Here is a 16,507-nt window from a genome sequence, read left to right as displayed (position 1 = left end):
GCGTTCTCGCCGGATCATGGCGTCGGTGCGACCCAGTTCACACATCCGTCGATCGCGGTGATCACCATGCGTCGATCGCCGCCGTACGTGGCCCGTTGCAGCGCCTTTGGCGGAACTCACGCGCGCTTCGAATCGGACAACGGTAGGGTCGAGGGCGTGTGCGGAGTCACCGGGGAGGTACGGCTCGACGGGCAGGCGCCCGACGTAGCGGCGGTCTCAGCGATGGCCGCGGTGCTGACACCACGGGGTCCGGATACGGGCGGCGCCTGGTCGCAGGGCCGCGTCGCGCTCGGTCATCGTCGCCTGAAAATCATTGACCTGACCGAAGCCGGCGCCCAGCCGATGGTCGACTCGGAGCTGGGCCTGTCGCTGGCGTGGAACGGCTGCATCTACAACTACAAGGAGTTGCGGCAGGAACTCAGCGGGTACGGCTACCGCTTCTTCTCGCACAGCGACACCGAGGTTCTGATCAAGGCCTACCACCGGTGGGGCGACGACTTCGTCAGCCATCTGTTCGGCATGTTCGCCTTCGCCATCGTCGAACGCGACAGCGGGCGGGTGCTGCTCGGCCGGGACCGGCTCGGCATCAAGCCGCTGTACCTGACCGAGGACAACCACCGCATCCGGTTCGCGTCCACGTTGCCGGCGCTGCTGGCCGGCGGTGGCGTGGACACCCGGATCGACCCGGTCGCCCTGCACCACTACATGAGCTTTCACTCGGTGGTGCCCGCGCCGAACACCATCCTGCGTGGGGTCCGCAAGGTGCCGCCCGCGTCGCTGGTGGCCATCGAGCCCGACGGCAGGCGCACCGTCACCACCTACTGGGCACCCGATTTCACCCGCCACGCCGACCGCGCCGACTGGTCGGAGCGCGACTGGGAAGACGCCGTGCTGTCCACACTGCGGCTGGCGGTCAGGCGCCGCCTGGTGGCCGACGTGCCGGTCGGTTGCCTGCTGTCCGGGGGCGTGGACTCGAGCTTGATCGTGGGCCTGCTCGCCGAGGCCGGCCAGCACGGGCTGTCGACCTTCTCCATCGGCTTCGAGTCGGCGGGCGGCGTCAAGGGCGACGAGTTCCAGTACTCCGACATCGTGGCTGAGCGCTTCGAGACCAACCATCATCAGATCCGCATCGAGACCGACCGGATGCTGCCCGCGCTCGACGGTGCCATCGGCGCGATGAGCGAGCCGATGGTCAGCCACGACTGCGTCGCCTTCTACCTGCTGAGCCAAGAAGTGGCGCGGCACGTGAAGGTCGTGCAGTCCGGCCAGGGCGCCGACGAGGTGTTCGCTGGCTACCACTGGTACCCGCCGATGGGCGAGGCCGCCGCGGCGACCCTGGACGGTGCCGTCGCCCAGTACCGGGGCGCGTTCTTCGACCGCGACGACGCCGGGGTCGACGCGCTGGTCGGATCGGGCATCGTCGCGCCCGGCGATCCCAGCCTGCGATTCGTCACCGAGCACTTCGCGCAGGCCGGCGCCGAGACCGGCATCGACCGCGCGCTGCGCCTCGACACGACCGTGATGCTGATCGACGACCCGGTGAAGCGGGTCGACAACATGACGATGGCGTGGGGGCTGGAGGGCCGGGTGCCGTTCCTCGACCACGAGCTGGTCGAGCTGGCGGCGACCTGCCCGCCGGAACTCAAGATCGCGCACGAAGGCAAGGGCGTCCTGAAACAGGCTGCGCGACGGGTGATTCCGTCGGAGGTCATCGACCGCCCCAAGGGCTACTTCCCGGTGCCGGCGCTGACCCACCTCGAGGGCCCGTACCTCGACATGGTCCGCGACGCCCTCTACGCGCCCACCGCCAAGGAGCGCGGCCTGTTCAACACCGACGCGGTCGATGCGCTGCTGGCCAACCCGAACGGCAAACTGACCCCGCTGCGGGGTAATGAGCTCTGGCAGATCGCCCTGCTCGAGCTCTGGTTGCAGCGTCACGGTGTCACGGGCCCGGTTGCGTGACCATGGTCGGTCCGTCCGGCGACCACACCGAGGCGATCACGCTCGGTCTGCATGACGCCTCGCCCCAAGAGCTGGTCGACGCGATGGCCAAGGACGTCGAGCTCGAACTGGGTTGGGGCCGGCTGATTTTCGGGCAGACCTTCGCCAATTCCCACGAACTGGTCGAGGCGCTGCGCCGCGAGGGGCCCGGGCGTCGGGACATCTGCATCTATGCGCGCGAGTCGCACGTGGTGGTAGCCGAGGCGCCCACCGAGCTGTTCATCGACCCCAGCCACACCTACCGGCTGCGTTTCACCCCTGAGACGAAGAACCTGGCGCCGGCGCCGCTGGGCGTGACGGTGCGCACGCTGAACGACCCGATCGATGCCGACGCCATGAACCGCGTCTACGTGCGCTGCGGCATGGTTCCGGCCGGCGTCGACGTGATCTGGGACAACCATCAGCACGTGCCGGCGGTGAAGTATCTGCTCGCGGTGCGCGACGAGGACGGGGCCGTGGTCGGCACCGTCACCGGCGTCGACCACGAGTTGCTGTTCAACGATCCGGAAGAGGGGTCGAGCCTGTGGACGCTGGCGGTCGACCCGGCCGCCGGGCTCCCGGGTGTCGGCGGCGCCCTGACAAAGGCGCTGGCCGAGCACTTCCGCAGCGCGGGCCGCGCCTACATGGACCTGTCGGTGGCGCACGACAACGCCGCCGCCATCGGGCTTTACGAGAAGCTGGGTTTCCGCCGCGTCCCGGTGCTGGCGATCAAGCGCAAGAACGCGATCAACGAGCCGCTGTTCACCCCGCCGCCCGAGACGATCGACGACCTCAACCCCTACGCCCGGATCATCGCCGACGAAGCGCTGCGCCGCGGGATCTGGGTCGAGGTGCTCGACGCCGAGACGGGCGAGATGCGCCTGACCCACGGCGGCCGCAGCGTCATCACCCGCGAATCGCTGTCCGAGTACACCTCCGCGGTGGCCATGTGCCGCTGCGACGACAAGCGGCTGACGCGGCGCCTGGTCTCCGAGGCGGGCATCACCGTGCCCCGCGCCCGGCTGGCCACCTTCGACGAGAGTGACTTCGCCTTCCTCAAGGAGGTCGGCGAGGTCGTCGTCAAACCGACGCGTGGCGAGCAGGGCAAGGGCATCACCGTCGGGGTCCTCCCGGACAACGGGCCCGACGACCTCAGCTCCGCGCTGGCGCGGGCCCGGCAGCAATACCCGGACGTGCTGATAGAGCAGCGGGTAACCGGCGACGACCTGCGGCTGGTGGTGATCGACGGCCGCGTCGTCGCCGCCGCGCTGCGGTTGCCCCCGGAGATCATCGGCACGGGGGAGCACAGCGTGCGGGACCTGATCGCGGCCGAGAGTCGGCGCCGCTCGGCGGCCACCGGCGGCGAGTCCCGCATCCCGCTCGACGACCTCACGGAGTCGACGATCGCCGAGGCCGGCTGGAAGCTGGATGACGTGCTCCCGCAGGGGACTCGGCTGCGGGTCAGGCGCACGGCCAACCTGCATCAGGGCGGCACCATCCACGACGTCACCGCGAACGTGAACAGCGAACTGTGCCGCGTCGCGGTGACCGCGGCCGAGGCGATCGGCATCCCGGTGACCGGCATCGACCTGCTGGTGCCCGATGTCACCGGCGCCGACTACGTCTTCATCGAAGCCAACGAGCGCCCGGGGCTGGCCAACCACGAGCCCCAGCCCACCGCCGCGGCCTTCATCGACTTCCTCTTTCCCGGCCACCCCGGCCAGCCGCAGGCCTGGACCCCCGAGGAGTCCCGGTCCGATCGTGGCTGACGCCGGCGGGTGCGGCACCGGTTCGATGCCGCGCTGAAGGCTAGCGACGGGCGCCGAGTGGGTAAATCTCTGTCAAACCGGAACGGAGACCGCATGAGTGCGAGCGCGCAAACCAAGACCATTTCGACGCATGTGCCCGCGCGGCTGGACCGGCTGCCGTGGTCGCGGTTTCACTGGCGCGTCGTCGTCGGCCTGGGCGGGGTGTGGGTGCTCGACGGGCTCGAGGTCACCATGGTGGGCAACGTCTCGGCCCGGCTCATGGAGCACAACAGCGGCATCTCGCTGAACGCCGCCCAGATCGGCATGGCGGCCGCGATCTACATCGCGGGAGCGTGTTCGGGGGCGCTGTTCTTCGGCCACCTGACCGACCGCTTCGGCCGGCGCAACCTGTTCATCCTCACCCTGGCGATCTATCTGGTGGCCACCGTCGCCACCGCGTTCGCGTTCGCCCCGTGGTATTTCTTCCTGACCCGTTTCTTCACCGGCTCCGGCATCGGCGGCGAATACGCCGCCATCAATTCGGCCATCGACGAGTTGATCCCGGCGCGGGTCCGCGGCCGGGTCGACCTGGTGATCAACGGAACCTACTGGCTGGGTTCGGCCGCCGGTGCGGGCGGCGCGCTGGTCCTGCTGAACACGACGAACTTCCCGCCCAACGTCGGCTGGCGCCTCGCCTTCGGTATCGGCGCCATCCTCGGCATTTTCGTGCTGCTGGTGCGGCGCAACGTCCCGGAGAGCCCGCGCTGGCTGTTCATCCACGGCCGCGACGAGGAGGCCGAGCAGATCGTCGGCGAGATTGAAGAGGCGGTCCAGCAGGAGACCGGCCAACCCCTGCCCGAACCGCAGGGCAAGGCGCTGCGGATCCGCCAGCGCACAGCGATCTCGTTCCGCGAGATCGCCGCCGTCGCGTTCAAGCTCTATCCCCGTCGCGCGATCCTGGGACTGGCGCTGTTCATCGGGCAGGCGTTCCTCTACAACGGCGTCACGTTCAACCTCGGCACGCTGCTCAGCCGGTTCTACGCCGTGCCGTCGGACATGGTGCCGGTGTTCTTCGTGCTGTGGGCCCTGAGCAACTTCGCCGGCCCGCTGGTGCTCGGGCACTTTTTCGACACCGTCGGCCGCAAGCCGATGATCACGCTGACCTATATCGGTTCCGGTGTCGCGGTGGTTGCGCTGGCGATCGTGTTTCTCACCCAGGCCGGCGGCGTCTGGGCCTTCATCGGCGTGCTGATCGTCGCGTTCTTCCTGGCGTCGGCGGGTGCCAGCGCGGCGTACCTGACGGTCAGCGAGATCTTCCCGATGGAGACCCGGGCGCTGGCGATCGCGTTCTTCTACGCGATGGGCACGGCGATCGGCGGCATCACCGGCCCGCTGCTGTTCGGTCAGCTGATCAACTCGGGCATGCGCGGCGAAGTCGTCTGGTCGTTCCTCATCGGGGCGGTCGTGATGGCCGCGGCCGGCCTGGTCGAGCTGTGGCTCGGCATCGCCGCCGAGCAGCGCCCGCTCGAGGATCTGGCGTTGCCGTTGACCGTGGAAGACGCCGAGCGCCAAGAGGATTCGGAGCCGGTAACGGACTAGGCCGGACGATCAGCCGTACGCGTCCCACCACGTGTGCAGGTCTTCGACGGTGACCGGATCGCCGGTGACGTCGCTGAGCATGAGCCTCGCATCGTTGGACCAGATCACGTTCGGGTGGTCGTTGTAGGTGCCGCACGCGATCAGGCCGGCCATGTCGTTGGGGGTCTCGTCGTAGTGCCAGCTGACGGGTGAGCGCCCCTCGCCGGGGCAGTTCACCAGGCTGACGTTGCCGACGTCGTCGTTGAACGCCTTCTTCAGCCGGTCGGGCGTTCCGAACAGCCCGTAGGTGGCCCTGGCCGGACCGCCGGGCTGGGTGTTCTGTCCGCAGGTCACCACCGCCACCGCGTGCACCCAGATGCTGCCCGACTCGGGACTGGCCGGCGTGCAGGTGCCCGGCAGATAGCCCGGCGGGAGCAGGCTGATCAGTCGCGCCTGGTCGCCGCTCGGGGCGGCGGTGGACGGCGGCGCGGTCTTGCCCGAGCTCGTCCGGTACTGCGGCTGGCTGGTCGGTTTGAGCACCAGCCAGACGCCGACGGCGCAGATCGCGGCGGCGACGGCGGCCGCGGCGGCCACCACCGGCCAGCGGGTGCGCCGGCGCCGCGGCGGTGCGGCTGGGCTGATCGGGACCTCGGCGCTCGCGGTGTTGCTGCGCTCCAGGATCGTCGCGGCGCGTTCGCGTTCGGGGCTGGTCAGTGCCTTGTGCGCGGCGTCCGCCAGGGCGCCGGCGGTGGGGTAGCGCTCGCCCGGGTCTTTGGCCATTCCCGCCGCGATCACCGCGTCGAATGCCGGGCTCACGCCGGCGCCGTGCGCGCTGGGTTTGGGGATGGGATGCATCATGTGCGCGGTGACCAGCACGCCCGTGCTGTCGGCGCCGTACGGTGGCGCCCCGGTCAGGCATTCGTAGAGCACGCACGCCAGCGCGTACACGTCGGCGCGGGAGGTCACCTCGTCACTGGAAAAGCGTTCGGGCGCCATGTATTTCAAGGTCCCCACCGCGGTGCCCAGTTGGGTGAGTTTTTCGTCGGTCTTGGCGCTGGCGATACCGAAATCGACCAGATAGGCGAAGTCGTCGCCGGTGATCAAAATGTTCTGCGGTTTGACGTCACGATGCGTCACCCCGGCCGCGTGGGCCGCGTCCAGGGCCGACGCGACCTGGTGGATGATGGCCACCGCGCGCGGCGCGGGCAGCGGTCCCTCCCGTTCGAGCAGGCTGTCCAGGTCGACACCCTCGATCAGGCGCATCTCCAGGAAGAGCTGGCCGTCGATTTCGCCATAATCGTGGATGGGCACCACATGCGGCTCCAACAGCCGGCCGGTGATGCGGGCTTCGCGATCCATTCGTTTGCGGAACACCGGATCCTGGCTGAACGTGTGCGACATCAGCTTCAGTGCGACGGTCCACTGCTTGACGGTGTGCTCGGCCTCGTAGACCTCGCCCATCCCGCCGCGGCCGAGCAGCCGCCCCAGGCGGTACGGGCCGAACATCGTCCCCGACCGCGACCCCTGCGCGTCGCTCATCGCCGACTCCTCACCCGCCAGCCGTGCGCCGCAAACCGGCCGCCGGAGCCGGCACCGGACCGGCGACTGCGCCGAACCCGCGTATGCGGTGGCATGCAGGCATAAGGCTAAGGTTTTCGCGACCGCGGGGCACGGCGAATAGCGAAAGCCAGCTAATTCGACGCTGCGGAATTAACGGGTGTCATCGTCACCGGTGGCGCGTTCGGTGAGCCCTTCTCGGGACAGCGCCCGGACGAATCCGTAGGCCTGCATCCCGGCCGGGCCGGGATTATCGAAGATCCATTCGTTGATTTTTTCCAGCGCGTTGGCCAGGTCGTCGCGCTTGACCCGCACCAGGTAGGTCTTTCGGTCGTCGTCGGGATCCTCGATGGAGTCTGCGACCGCGACGGGATTCTTGAACGCGTAGGCGATGCCGTGCACCGCGTCATGGTTCAGTGCCCATTGAATTTCGCTGGGGCGCAGTCGGTTCACCGCCAGATTACGGTAGTCATGGTCGTGGTCTGAACTGCTCACCTGGCGGGTGATCCTATTCTGTGTGCATCGGGGAAGCGGCTGGCAATCAATTTCAAGCGATGTCGCGGGAAGCGATTCGATCGGGTTTCAAACCGGGCAATTTCATCATAGGAAGAGGCGCCGTCGGGTGCATGTTGAGCGCTTTTGCGCGCCCGCATTCCGGCGAGCCCTACGCGGCTCATCGGCAATATTTCAAATACAGGTAGCCGTCGCAGACCAACGCGTGCTCGAGTCGCATGGTGACCGGGGCGGGAAGCCCCGCCGGGTGTGTCCGCTGGCCCACCGGCTGGCTCGCCGCCAGCTTGGGGGCCAGTGTCACGCAGATCTCGGTGACAGCATCGGCTTCCACCAACTCGTCGAGCAGTGTCGGTCCGCCCTCGCACAGGATGCGGTGCATGCCCTGCTCCCGCAGCATTGCGACCGCACGCGAGACGTCCACCGAGTCCTCCCCGGCGACCATGACGTGTTGCCGATCGTCGTCGGGATCCTGTTGTGCCGCGGTTCGTGCGCAGGTCACCAGGATCGGCTGCTGATCCGGATTGCTGAACAGCCGGGGCGGTAGTTCACCGCTGCGGCTCACCACGGCGATCGGGGGTGGTTCGGCCCGCCCTTCGTGGTGCCGTCGGGCGCGCGCCGCATCGCTCAGCCGTACCGGGCCATAGTTTTCGGCACGGGCGGTGCCGGCGCCGACGAGCACGACGTCGGCGAGTCCGCGCAGGATGTTCAACAGCCGCTGATCGGTGGGGCAGGACAGCGGACCGGCGCGACCGCGGAACGCGGCGGCGCCGTCGGCGCTGAAGATCATGTTGGCGCGTACGCCGTCCGGGGGATCGGCGTAGAACGGCGCGAGTTCGATGATGCTGGGTACGGCACTGATCCGGGGCGACTCGCTCACGCGCTAGGCCTCATGGCCGGGTTCCAGCTCGCGCACGTCGCCGAACGACACCCAGGCCTCCAATTCCCTTGGCGGACTGCCGCCCACCGGCGCGAGCAGGTGCCCGACGTGGTCGCCCAGCGAGAAACGTTCCCGGATCTCGCCGACGAACCAGGCGGCGGCGTCGTCGAGGATGGGCAGCCCTTCGGGGCCGGGGTGCCAGGAACATCGGTCGAACTTGTCGACCTTGTCGCTTGTCTGGCTGCCGAAGAGTTCGACCACGTCCAGGTGGTCGTGGTCGAACACGTGCACGGCCAGGTGGGAGGCGTCGTGGGCGATGCGGAAGGTGTGGTTGCGCCGGGATAGGCCGACCATGAACCGGGGCGGATGGATGCTGGTCTGGCTGGCGAAACCCACCAGGCAGCCGGCCGGGGTGCCGTCGGCCTGCGTGGTGACGACGAACATCGGATAGTTCAGCAGCGCCACCAGCTTGTCGAATGCTTCGGTTCCCGGGTCGGACATCCGGTCAGTCTTCCCCGTTCGGCCCGCGGGGAATCGCGTCGCCGCGAATTTGCCCGCTGGCGGTGCGCGACCGATCTCGGTGATTTTCGCCGAGGTCAGGCGCGATTCCGGTTGTGCCGCAACCCTGTCGGGGCAAGGAAGCGCCGAATCAGGTAGGCGGCGACGCCGACGCCCAGCACCGCCACACCGGACAGCACCGAACCGGGCGGCATCGCGAACGCCAGCACCAGGCAGCCCAGCAGCCCGATCACCGGAATGGCGCGGTGTGGGCGACCCTCATCGGGGCCGAGGGTGAAGGCGGAGGCGTTGGCGATGGCGTAATAGATCAGCACGGCGAACGAGGAAAACCCGATGGCGTCGCGAAGATCGGTGGTGGCGGCCAGAATCGCCACGACCACGCCGATCAGCAGCTCCGCCCGGTGAGGCACCCGGAAGCGCGGGTGCACGACCGCCAGCGGGTGGGGGAGATGGCGGTCGCGCGCCATCGCCAGCGTGGTGCGCGAGACGCCGAGGATCAATGCGAGCAACGAGCCCAGTGCCGCGATCACCGCGCCCACCCGCACCACGGGGACCAGCCAGCCCGCGCCCGCCGCGCGGGCCGTTTCGACGAGCGGGGCGGCGGTCTGGGCCAGCCGGCCCGGCCCCAGCACGGCGAACGCGGCCACCGCGACCAGCGCGTAGACGGTCAGGGTGATGGTCAGTGCCAGTGGTATCGCCCGTGGGATCGTGCGAGCCGGGTCGCGCACCTCCTCACCCAGCGTCGCGATGCGCGCATAACCTGCAAAAGCGAAGAACAGCAGACCGGCGGCTTGCACTACGCCCCCGGTGGTGGCGCCGGTCGGGCGGAGTTGAACGGCGCCGGCCGCCGCGGAGGTGAACGCGGCGACCACCACCGCGGCCAGCACGGCGAGCACCACGGCGACGATGATGCGGGTCAGCCAGGCCGACTTTCGCACGCCGCCGTAGTTCACCGCGGTCAGGGCCACCACCGCCGCGACGGCCACCGCATGAGCCTGTTCCGGCCACGCATAGACGCCGACGGTCAACGCCATCGCCGCGCACGACGCGGTCTTGCCGACGACGAAGCCCCACCCGGCCAGGTAACCCCAGAAGTCTCCCAACCGTTGTCGGCCGTAGACATAGGTGCCGCCCGAGGCGGGGTAGCGCGCCGCCAGCCGCGCGGAGGAGGTGGCGTTGCAGTAGGCCACCACCGCGGCCAACGCCAGGCCCAGCAGCAGTCCCGAGCCGGCAGCACGCGCGGCGGGACCCAGCGCCGCGAAAATGCCGGCACCGAGCATCGACCCCAGCCCGATCACCACCGCGTCGAAAACACCGAGGCTCCGGCGCAATTCGCCGCCGGCTGGCGGGGTGCTCATCGGGTGCTTCCGGACACTGGGTCTCCTCAAAAGTCAGAGGTCAGAACACAACTGGTCGGACACCGCTAACCTATCAAATCAATTTGATGTATTGTGCCGAAGTATGGCCGCGGCCGATCGGGCGGACGTTCCACCGCTGATGCGGATGGCGGCGCACCCACTGCGGTGGGCGCTGCTGACCGAACTGGCATCCGGGGACCACCGGGTGCGGGAATTGGCTGCCGCCGTCGGCGAGCCGCAGAACCTGGTCTCGTATCACCTGCGGCTGTTGCGTTCGGCCGGACTCGTCGATGCGCGACGCAGCAGCTTTGATGGCCGCGACACCTACTACTGGTTGAACCTGACGAACTGCGCCAAGGCATTTCGTTCGGCCGCCGCCGCGCTGCATCCGGCGTTGGCGCCCGGGCTCTGCACCGGGGCGGCACCTCGGTCGGTGTTGTTCTTGTGCACCGGCAACAGCGCGCGCTCACCCATGGCCGCGGCGCTGCTCGAGAAACGCGGCCAGGGCCGCATTCGGACGGCGAGCGCCGGCAGTCATCCGAAATCACAGCTGCACGTCAACGCTATACGGGTCATGCGGGACGAATACGGCATCGACCTCAGCGGCACCCGGCCCCAATCCCTGGCCGCGGTTTCCCGACGCCGCTTCGACTGCGTGATCACGCTGTGTGACAAGGTGCGCGAGTACGCAAGCGACCACGACCTGGCCACCACGATGCATTGGAGCTTGCCCGATCCGTCGGCCGCCGGTGCCGGCTACCCGCAATTTCGCCGCGTGGCAGGCGAATTGAGCCGCCGCATCGACTTCTTTGTGCCCGATTCGGGCACCCGTACGGTCGGGCGCTGACGATGGCGCTCAACCGGCGTCAGTTCGGCAAGTGGGCCGGGGTCGCACTGACGGCCGCGGTGGGAAGTGCCGGTGCCGGGGCGGGGGCCGCGTGTTCGCGCCCGTCGCCTCAGGGCCCACCCGGCGGCAAACCCGATTACACGTTGCGGATCGGCTCCGGGAAGGTCGAACTGGCCCCGGACCGGATCGTGTCGACCCTGACCTACAACGGTCAATTTCCCGGCCCGCTGCTGCGGTTCAAGGAAGGCCGGCGCACCTGGGTCGACGTCTTCAACGACACCGAGTTCCCGGAGCAGTTGCACTGGCACGGCCAGCACGTCGGCGTCGACGTCGACGGCGCCGCCGAAGAGGGCACCCCCGACATACCCGCACACGGAATGCGCAGGATCTCCTTCGTTCCCGGCCCGGCGGGCATGCGCTTTTATCACACCCACGTCGTCCCGCGTGCCGATCTCTCGCGCGGCCAGTACACGGGCTTGGTCGGTCCGGTCTACATCGAGCCCGCGCAGGACGCCGGTGCATACGATCAGGAAATCTTCTTGACGCTCAAGGAGTTTGAACCCGCCTTCAGTCGCGGGGGCGACATGGCCAGTGACTTTCTGGCCGGTGAGCAGGACCGAGATCTCAGGGAGAGAGGCGAGTCGGCCATGGCCGCCTCGCTGGCTCGTGGTGAGGCACCCGGCAACGAGGTCGGGTACGGGGCATTCGCGATCAACGGGCGCATGCTGGGCCACGGCGATCCCATCCGCGTGCAGGCCGGTCAGCGGGTGCTGTTCCATGTTCTCAACGGCAGCGCGACCGAGACACGCAGTTTGGCCCTGCCCGGGCACACCTTCACCATCGTCGCGCTGGATGGGAACCCGGTGCCCACGCGGGCCGCCGTGCCGGTGTTGTGGCTCGGGGCGGGCGAACGGATCTCGGCCATTGTCAGCATGGCCAGTCCGGGTGTCTGGGTGCTGGGCGATCTGTCCGACGACGACCGCGGCCACGGCATGGGCGTGGTCGTCGAATATGCCGGGCGCGGCGGGGATCCGCAATGGGCAGCGCCCCCGCCCTTCACGTGGGATTACCGCCTGTTCGGCACACCCCAGCGGGCGGACGTTCAACTGCCCGACCGCACCATCGACATGTTGATCGAAAAACGCAACGCCGCGGATAACGGGTTCAACGTCTGGACGATCAACGGTGTGCCCTTTGCGATGGACACCAACAAGCCCGTGCTGGACATCGAGCGCGGTAGGCGTTACCGGCTGCGGTTCCACAACGCCAGCGACGACCTGCACCCGATGCACTTGCACCGTCACACGTTCGAAATCGCCCGGTTCGCCGGGACACCGACCGCCGGCGTCCGCAAGGACGTCGCCTTGCTCGGCGGCTACCAGAGCATGGAGATCGATTTCGTCGCCGACCAGCCCGGCCTTTCCCTGCTGCATTGCCATCAACAAATCCACATGGATTACGGGCTCATGCTGCTGCTCAACTGCAGCTGATCGCCGAAACGCCAAGCGACGTCACAACCTCGCGAGCTGGGGGAGCACGTCGGCGGCCAGCAACTCGAAGTTCCCGGCCAGGCTCGCCATGTTGGTCGGGGCCCGCACGTAGAGCCGGGAGATGCCGAGTTCGGTGTAGCGGCCCAGCGCGTCGATGATTTGAGCGACAGAGCCGCAGAATGTGGTGCCGTCGAACGTCTGTGACGCGAAGTGTGCGGGATCGATTGCGGCCGTGGCCTGTTCGCGGCTGTGCTCGACACCGACCAGTGCGGTCATCGAGAAGGCGATGCCGGCGGGGTCGCGGCCGATGTCCGCGGCGGCCGCGCGGACCAGCTCGATCTGGCGCGCCGGGCTTTTGAGTTCGCTCTTGCGCTGGTCGCCCGGCGCGCGACGACGGCTGGTCTGCAGGTTGAACTCGTCGGCGAACCGCGCCGCCAACGCGGGGGTGCGCTTTGTCCCGATGCCGCCGAGAATGATTGGCGGGCGCGGCTTTTGCCGGGGTTTGGGCAGCGCCGGCGCATCGCGCAACTGGAAGCACCGGCCGGTGAAGGAGTAGCTTTGCCCCACCGGGGTCTCCCAGAGCCCGGTGATCAGCTCCAGCGCCTCGCCGAGCCGGTCGAAACGCTCCCCGACGGGCGGGAACGGAATCCCGTATGCGACGTGTTCGGGCTCGAAATACCCGGCGCCGAGGCCGAATTCGATGCGCCCCTCACTCATCTCGTCCACTTGCGCCACCACGATCGCGAGCGGTCCGGGGTGGCGGAAGGTCACCGATGTCACCAACGACCCGAGCCGAATGCGTGCGGTTTCGCGCGCCAGCCCGGCCAACGTCGTCCAGACGTCCGTCGGCCCGGGCCGGCCGTCACCGGCGAACGGGTGGTAGTGATCGGACAGAAAAAATCCGGCGTAGCCGAATTGCTCTGCCAGCCGCGCGGAGTCGGCCAGCTCCTGGTAAGTCGCACCGTTGCTGGGGTCGGCGAAGATTCGGCATTGCATCGGCTCGCTCCTTACCCCAGCGGGTCGTTCTGGCGCACCCCTCGATACATGCCCCAACGCACGATCCACGGCATCACCACGCGCTCAACCGACCAGGACGGGAAGCGGAAGGCATGGCCGGTGGGCAGGAACACCTCCAGCCCGTTGGGCTGTATGCCCACTAGCGAGCCCCACCGCCGCGTCGGTGCCCGGTAGGTGCGCAGGGACCGGCCGGTGAAGTCGGCGAGGACGTTGCGCGCCACCAGGACGTCGCCACGGTTACGGGCGGAGCTGCGCAACGGATCGGTCGCCGCGACGTCGCCTACCGCGAACACGCCCGGGTGGCCGGGCACCCGCAACTCCGGCGTGACGCGCACGAATCCCAGCCCATCGAGCAGTTCCGGCGGCAGCCACTCGGTGTTGGGCCGCGCCCGCCCGATCGCCCACAGCACGGCGTCGGCGTCGGCCGGGGGCTGCCCGGTGCTCCAGTAGACCGGTCCGCTGCTCAGTTCGTCGCCCGCGAATCCGTCGGTCACCACCGCGCGGTGTCCCGGGTGCACGCCGACGCCCAGCCGGGTCAGCCGGCCATGGATCCGCTGCCAGATCCGTGGATGGTGTCCCTCGAGGGCGGACCCGCCGGGGAAGTACAGGTCGATCCGCTTGTCCGGCCACGTGGTCGCCATGTTGAGCGCGCTGCTGACCGCGGCGGCCCCGCCGCCCACCACGACCACCGACGCGGCGGCGGCCAGCCGGTCGTGCGCGGCGCGCAGTCCCGCGCCGATCTCGGCGGCCGTCTGCAGGGTCGGCTGGCGCCAAAAGCCGTTGCTGACCCCGGTCGAGATGACCAGAGCGTCGTACGGCTCGGTGATGGTCGTGCCGTCTTCGCTTCGGCCGAAGACGGTTTGGGCGGCCAGGTCCACTCCCGTCAGCGTCGCCTGCACGATGCCGACGCCGTCGAGGCGGCGGAACCGGTCGAATGGGATCCAGTAATCGCGTGCCCAATCGTGCGGACGCGAGAGCCGGACACCGAGTTCCTGGCCGCTCACCAGCCCGGGTTTGGCCGAGATCCCGACGACGTCGGCGTGCCGGGCCAGCCGGATCGCCGCGAGGACGCCGGAGTCCCCGAGCCCGGCGACGATGACACGCTTACGGTCCATGGCGTTATCCTGCCCTGCGTACATAACGGGCGAGCAGTTGACCGACCGAGAGCGAGGGGGGCACGTCAGTTGATCGTCTCGCGCAGAATCGATGGCCCGGAGCTGGGGGAGGCAGGGGCGTCGGCGCATCCGCGGGTGAGGGCCGCGCTGCGCACCGTGGTGCGTGCGTCGGCCCCGCGTCCCGCCGCGTCCCGGCGTGCCGCCAAGGACTTCGAGAAGCGCCTGATTCCGGCGATCGTCGCCGAGATCCGGTGGTCGTTCACCCGGCCCCGCACCTGGCTGATGGGTGTGGTGGCCAACGTGATCTTCGCCGCCGGCTGGTTGCTGGTGCAGCCGCTGACTCTTGGCCGTCACCACGATTGGGTGATCCTGGTTGGCACCTACTTCTCCTCGTGGGTCCTCGCCGATGTCACCACCACCAACTTCCTGGGCGCCGACCATTACCGCATCCTTCGGGGGTTATCGGACGGGGTGCCATTCTGGCGAATCCTGTTGATCAAGAACCTCGCCCTGCTCGCGATCGTCGGCCTGCCCACCCTGGCCACCGCGGTCGCGTTGACGCTGTGGCTGGAAACGCCGGCGCGGCTTGGCATTACGATCCCCACCGTCGCGGTGCCCATCGTGTCCTGGCTGGGTGTCGGCAACTTCATCTCGGTGCTGCACCCGGTCAGTGTCGAGCCGCTGCTTCGGCGCTGGCGCCAGCGCGGCGATCTGCGCCGCACCCGCAGTTGGGTGCTGGCCCTGACGTTGCCCTATGCGCTGTACTACGTGGCCGATCCGATGAACGGTGTGGAGCACCGGGTGTTGTGGCAGCACGCGCCCGCCCTGATCTGGCCGGTGTTCGGGCGCGACACCAAAAGTTTCGTCCACCTCGCCATCGCCACCAGCGTGTGGGTCGCGGGCAGCATCGCCGCGGTCTATTGGGTGCGCCGGCGCGGACTGCAGATTCGCTAGGACACCTGGGGTTTGATCTCCTCGATGACCCATTGCGCGTAATCGAGGTATTCATCCACACCACTTACGGAGGGAACCGGAACCGCGGTCACGGTCACGCCCTGCTCGGCAAGCCAGTTCAACCGGTCGACGATTTGTGCGGCGCTCATGCCCGGGCGGTCGCTCGCGCGGCGGGCGACGTGTCCTTCGCCGACCCGGTTGGTGCCCAACCCGTGCATCACCTCGAATTCCCGCCCGTCGTAGACCGGCTGGGACTTGATGTAGTCGAGTTTCCCGGCGATCTTTTCTGGCTGGGTGAGGAACGGCCACCACCCGGACCCGAAGGTGGCCGCCCTGCGGAGGGCGGCGTCGGCGTCCCCGCCGATCCAGATCGGAAGATGGGGCTTTTGAACGGGTTTGGGCTCGAAGGCGATGTCGGCGAACGACACATACCGGCCTTCGAATCGCGGTGAGTCACTGGTCCACAATTCGACGATGGCGGCCAGATACTCGTCGGCGATGCGACCCCTTTCCTTGAAAGGAACTCCGAGCAGCTCGAATTCGCGGGCCAGCCACCCCACCCCGAACGTCACCATCATCCGGCCGCCGCTCATCCAGTCCGCGGTGGCCAGCGCTTTGGCCAGCACGATGGGATGCTGCAGCGGCAGGATGGTGACGCAGGAGTTGATGGCCACCCGCTCGGTGGCCCCGGCGATGAAGGCCTGGGCGGTCGTCGAGTGCAGGTAGTGCGACCCGGACAACTCGACGTGGTCGGCGGGGATGACGAGATGCTCGGGCACCGCGATCATGTCGTAGCCCCACCGGTCGGCGCATTGCATCATGCGGCGCTGTTCGGGCCCGGTGACGGCCGCCTCCCAGGGCTGGGTAATCGCCTTGAGGCGCAGCAGGTGGGGAACGGGAAAGGCGAACTTCACGGGCGTCCCAGCCAGCGGTCCATGTCCCCCAATCTAGGGC

14 protein-coding genes are annotated in these 16,507 nt (G+C 68.6%); 6 read left to right on the top strand and 8 right to left on the bottom strand.

The annotated features are described in order from the left end of the window. The first annotated feature begins 156 nt into the window (after positions 1–156). The 3 genes from MTY59_RS22385 (at position 157) to MTY59_RS22375 (ending at position 5,327) form a co-directional block, all read left to right on the top strand. Positions 157–1,962: an N-acetylglutaminylglutamine amidotransferase gene (locus MTY59_RS22385; RefSeq protein WP_221043099.1), complete on the top strand. Its 1,806-nt coding sequence runs from the start codon at positions 157–159 to the stop codon at positions 1,960–1,962. Further along, on the top strand, positions 1,959–3,749 hold the full coding sequence (ngg, locus tag MTY59_RS22380; protein ID WP_221043098.1) for an N-acetylglutaminylglutamine synthetase: 1,791 nt from the start codon (positions 1,959–1,961) through the stop codon (positions 3,747–3,749). Before MTY59_RS22385 ends, ngg begins: the two co-directional genes overlap by 4 nt. A 93-nt stretch (positions 3,750–3,842) precedes the next feature. Further along, a complete protein-coding gene (locus MTY59_RS22375; RefSeq protein ID WP_221043097.1) occupies positions 3,843–5,327 on the top strand; it encodes an MFS transporter in 1,485 nt (494 codons plus the stop codon). Positions 5,328–5,336: 9 nt separating this feature from the next. Here MTY59_RS22375 and MTY59_RS22370 read toward each other — a convergent pair whose 3' ends face one another. The 5 genes from MTY59_RS22370 to MTY59_RS22350 form a co-directional block, all read right to left on the bottom strand. Further along, on the bottom strand, positions 5,337–6,845 hold the full coding sequence (locus tag MTY59_RS22370; RefSeq protein WP_221043096.1) for a serine/threonine-protein kinase: 1,509 nt from the start codon (positions 6,843–6,845) through the stop codon (positions 5,337–5,339). A 171-nt stretch (positions 6,846–7,016) separates the two neighbouring features. Beyond that, positions 7,017–7,358, bottom strand: coding sequence for a hypothetical protein (locus MTY59_RS22365; protein ID WP_221043095.1), 342 nt, complete (start codon positions 7,356–7,358; stop codon positions 7,017–7,019). A 178-nt stretch (positions 7,359–7,536) separates the two neighbouring features. Continuing rightward, positions 7,537–8,253, bottom strand: a complete 717-nt coding sequence (locus tag MTY59_RS22360; protein ID WP_221043094.1) for a pyrimidine reductase family protein — start codon at positions 8,251–8,253, stop codon at positions 7,537–7,539. 3 nt (positions 8,254–8,256) lie between these two features. After that, entirely contained in the window at positions 8,257–8,754 is a 498-nt protein-coding gene (locus MTY59_RS22355) for a flavin reductase family protein (RefSeq protein WP_221043093.1), read from the bottom strand. A gap of 95 nt (positions 8,755–8,849) precedes the next feature. Continuing rightward, positions 8,850–10,130, bottom strand: a complete 1,281-nt coding sequence (locus MTY59_RS22350) for an APC family permease (protein WP_221043092.1) — start codon at positions 10,128–10,130, stop codon at positions 8,850–8,852. A gap of 103 nt (positions 10,131–10,233) precedes the next feature. Between MTY59_RS22350 and MTY59_RS27755 the strand changes: the two genes are divergently transcribed. After that, positions 10,234–10,977, top strand: coding sequence for an arsenate reductase/protein-tyrosine-phosphatase family protein (locus tag MTY59_RS27755; protein ID WP_221043091.1), 744 nt, complete (start codon positions 10,234–10,236; stop codon positions 10,975–10,977). Then, on the top strand, positions 10,974–12,467 hold the full coding sequence (locus tag MTY59_RS22340) for a multicopper oxidase family protein (protein ID WP_221046591.1): 1,494 nt from the start codon (positions 10,974–10,976) through the stop codon (positions 12,465–12,467). Before MTY59_RS27755 ends, MTY59_RS22340 begins: the two co-directional genes overlap by 4 nt. A 21-nt stretch (positions 12,468–12,488) precedes the next feature. Here the strand turns inward: MTY59_RS22340 and MTY59_RS22335 are convergent, their stop codons facing one another. Together MTY59_RS22335 and MTY59_RS22330 are read right to left on the bottom strand one after the other, a co-directional pair. Beyond that, on the bottom strand, positions 12,489–13,463 hold the full coding sequence (locus MTY59_RS22335; protein ID WP_221043090.1) for a TIGR03560 family F420-dependent LLM class oxidoreductase: 975 nt from the start codon (positions 13,461–13,463) through the stop codon (positions 12,489–12,491). An 11-nt stretch (positions 13,464–13,474) separates the two neighbouring features. After that, positions 13,475–14,599, bottom strand: coding sequence for an FAD-dependent oxidoreductase (locus MTY59_RS22330; protein WP_221043089.1), 1,125 nt, complete (start codon positions 14,597–14,599; stop codon positions 13,475–13,477). Positions 14,600–14,668: 69 nt separating this feature from the next. Between MTY59_RS22330 and MTY59_RS22325 the strand changes: the two genes are divergently transcribed. Continuing rightward, positions 14,669–15,553 carry a hypothetical protein gene (locus MTY59_RS22325; RefSeq protein ID WP_221043088.1) on the top strand — a complete coding sequence of 295 codons (885 nt, stop codon included), beginning with the start codon at positions 14,669–14,671 and terminating at the stop codon, positions 15,551–15,553. On the opposite strand, the gene MTY59_RS22320 is transcribed toward MTY59_RS22325, so the two are convergent. Next, positions 15,550–16,467, bottom strand: coding sequence for a TIGR03619 family F420-dependent LLM class oxidoreductase (locus MTY59_RS22320; RefSeq protein ID WP_221043087.1), 918 nt, complete (start codon positions 16,465–16,467; stop codon positions 15,550–15,552). The genes MTY59_RS22325 and MTY59_RS22320 overlap by 4 nt on opposite strands. Positions 16,468–16,507: the final 40 nt, after the last annotated feature.

The organism is Mycobacterium senriense, from assembly GCF_019668465.1.
Lineage (GTDB): Bacteria > Actinomycetota > Actinomycetes > Mycobacteriales > Mycobacteriaceae > Mycobacterium > Mycobacterium senriense.
The sequence above is the reverse complement of the archived record's forward strand: the minus strand, read 5'-3'. Positions and strand labels throughout refer to the sequence as shown.

Coding starts and splice junctions, on each gene's coding strand:
- MTY59_RS22330 (WP_221043089.1), bottom strand. CDS start 14,599: ATGGACCGTAAGCGTGTCATCGTCGCCGGGCTCGGGGACTCCGGCGTC.
- MTY59_RS22335 (WP_221043090.1), bottom strand. CDS start 13,463: ATGCAATGCCGAATCTTCGCCGACCCCAGCAACGGTGCGACTTACCAG.
- MTY59_RS22350 (WP_221043092.1), bottom strand. CDS start 10,130: ATGAGCACCCCGCCAGCCGGCGGCGAATTGCGCCGGAGCCTCGGTGTT.
- MTY59_RS27755 (WP_221043091.1), top strand. CDS start 10,234: ATGGCCGCGGCCGATCGGGCGGACGTTCCACCGCTGATGCGGATGGCG.
- MTY59_RS22375 (WP_221043097.1), top strand. CDS start 3,843: ATGAGTGCGAGCGCGCAAACCAAGACCATTTCGACGCATGTGCCCGCG.
- MTY59_RS22355 (WP_221043093.1), bottom strand. CDS start 8,754: ATGTCCGACCCGGGAACCGAAGCATTCGACAAGCTGGTGGCGCTGCTG.
- MTY59_RS22370 (WP_221043096.1), bottom strand. CDS start 6,845: ATGAGCGACGCGCAGGGGTCGCGGTCGGGGACGATGTTCGGCCCGTAC.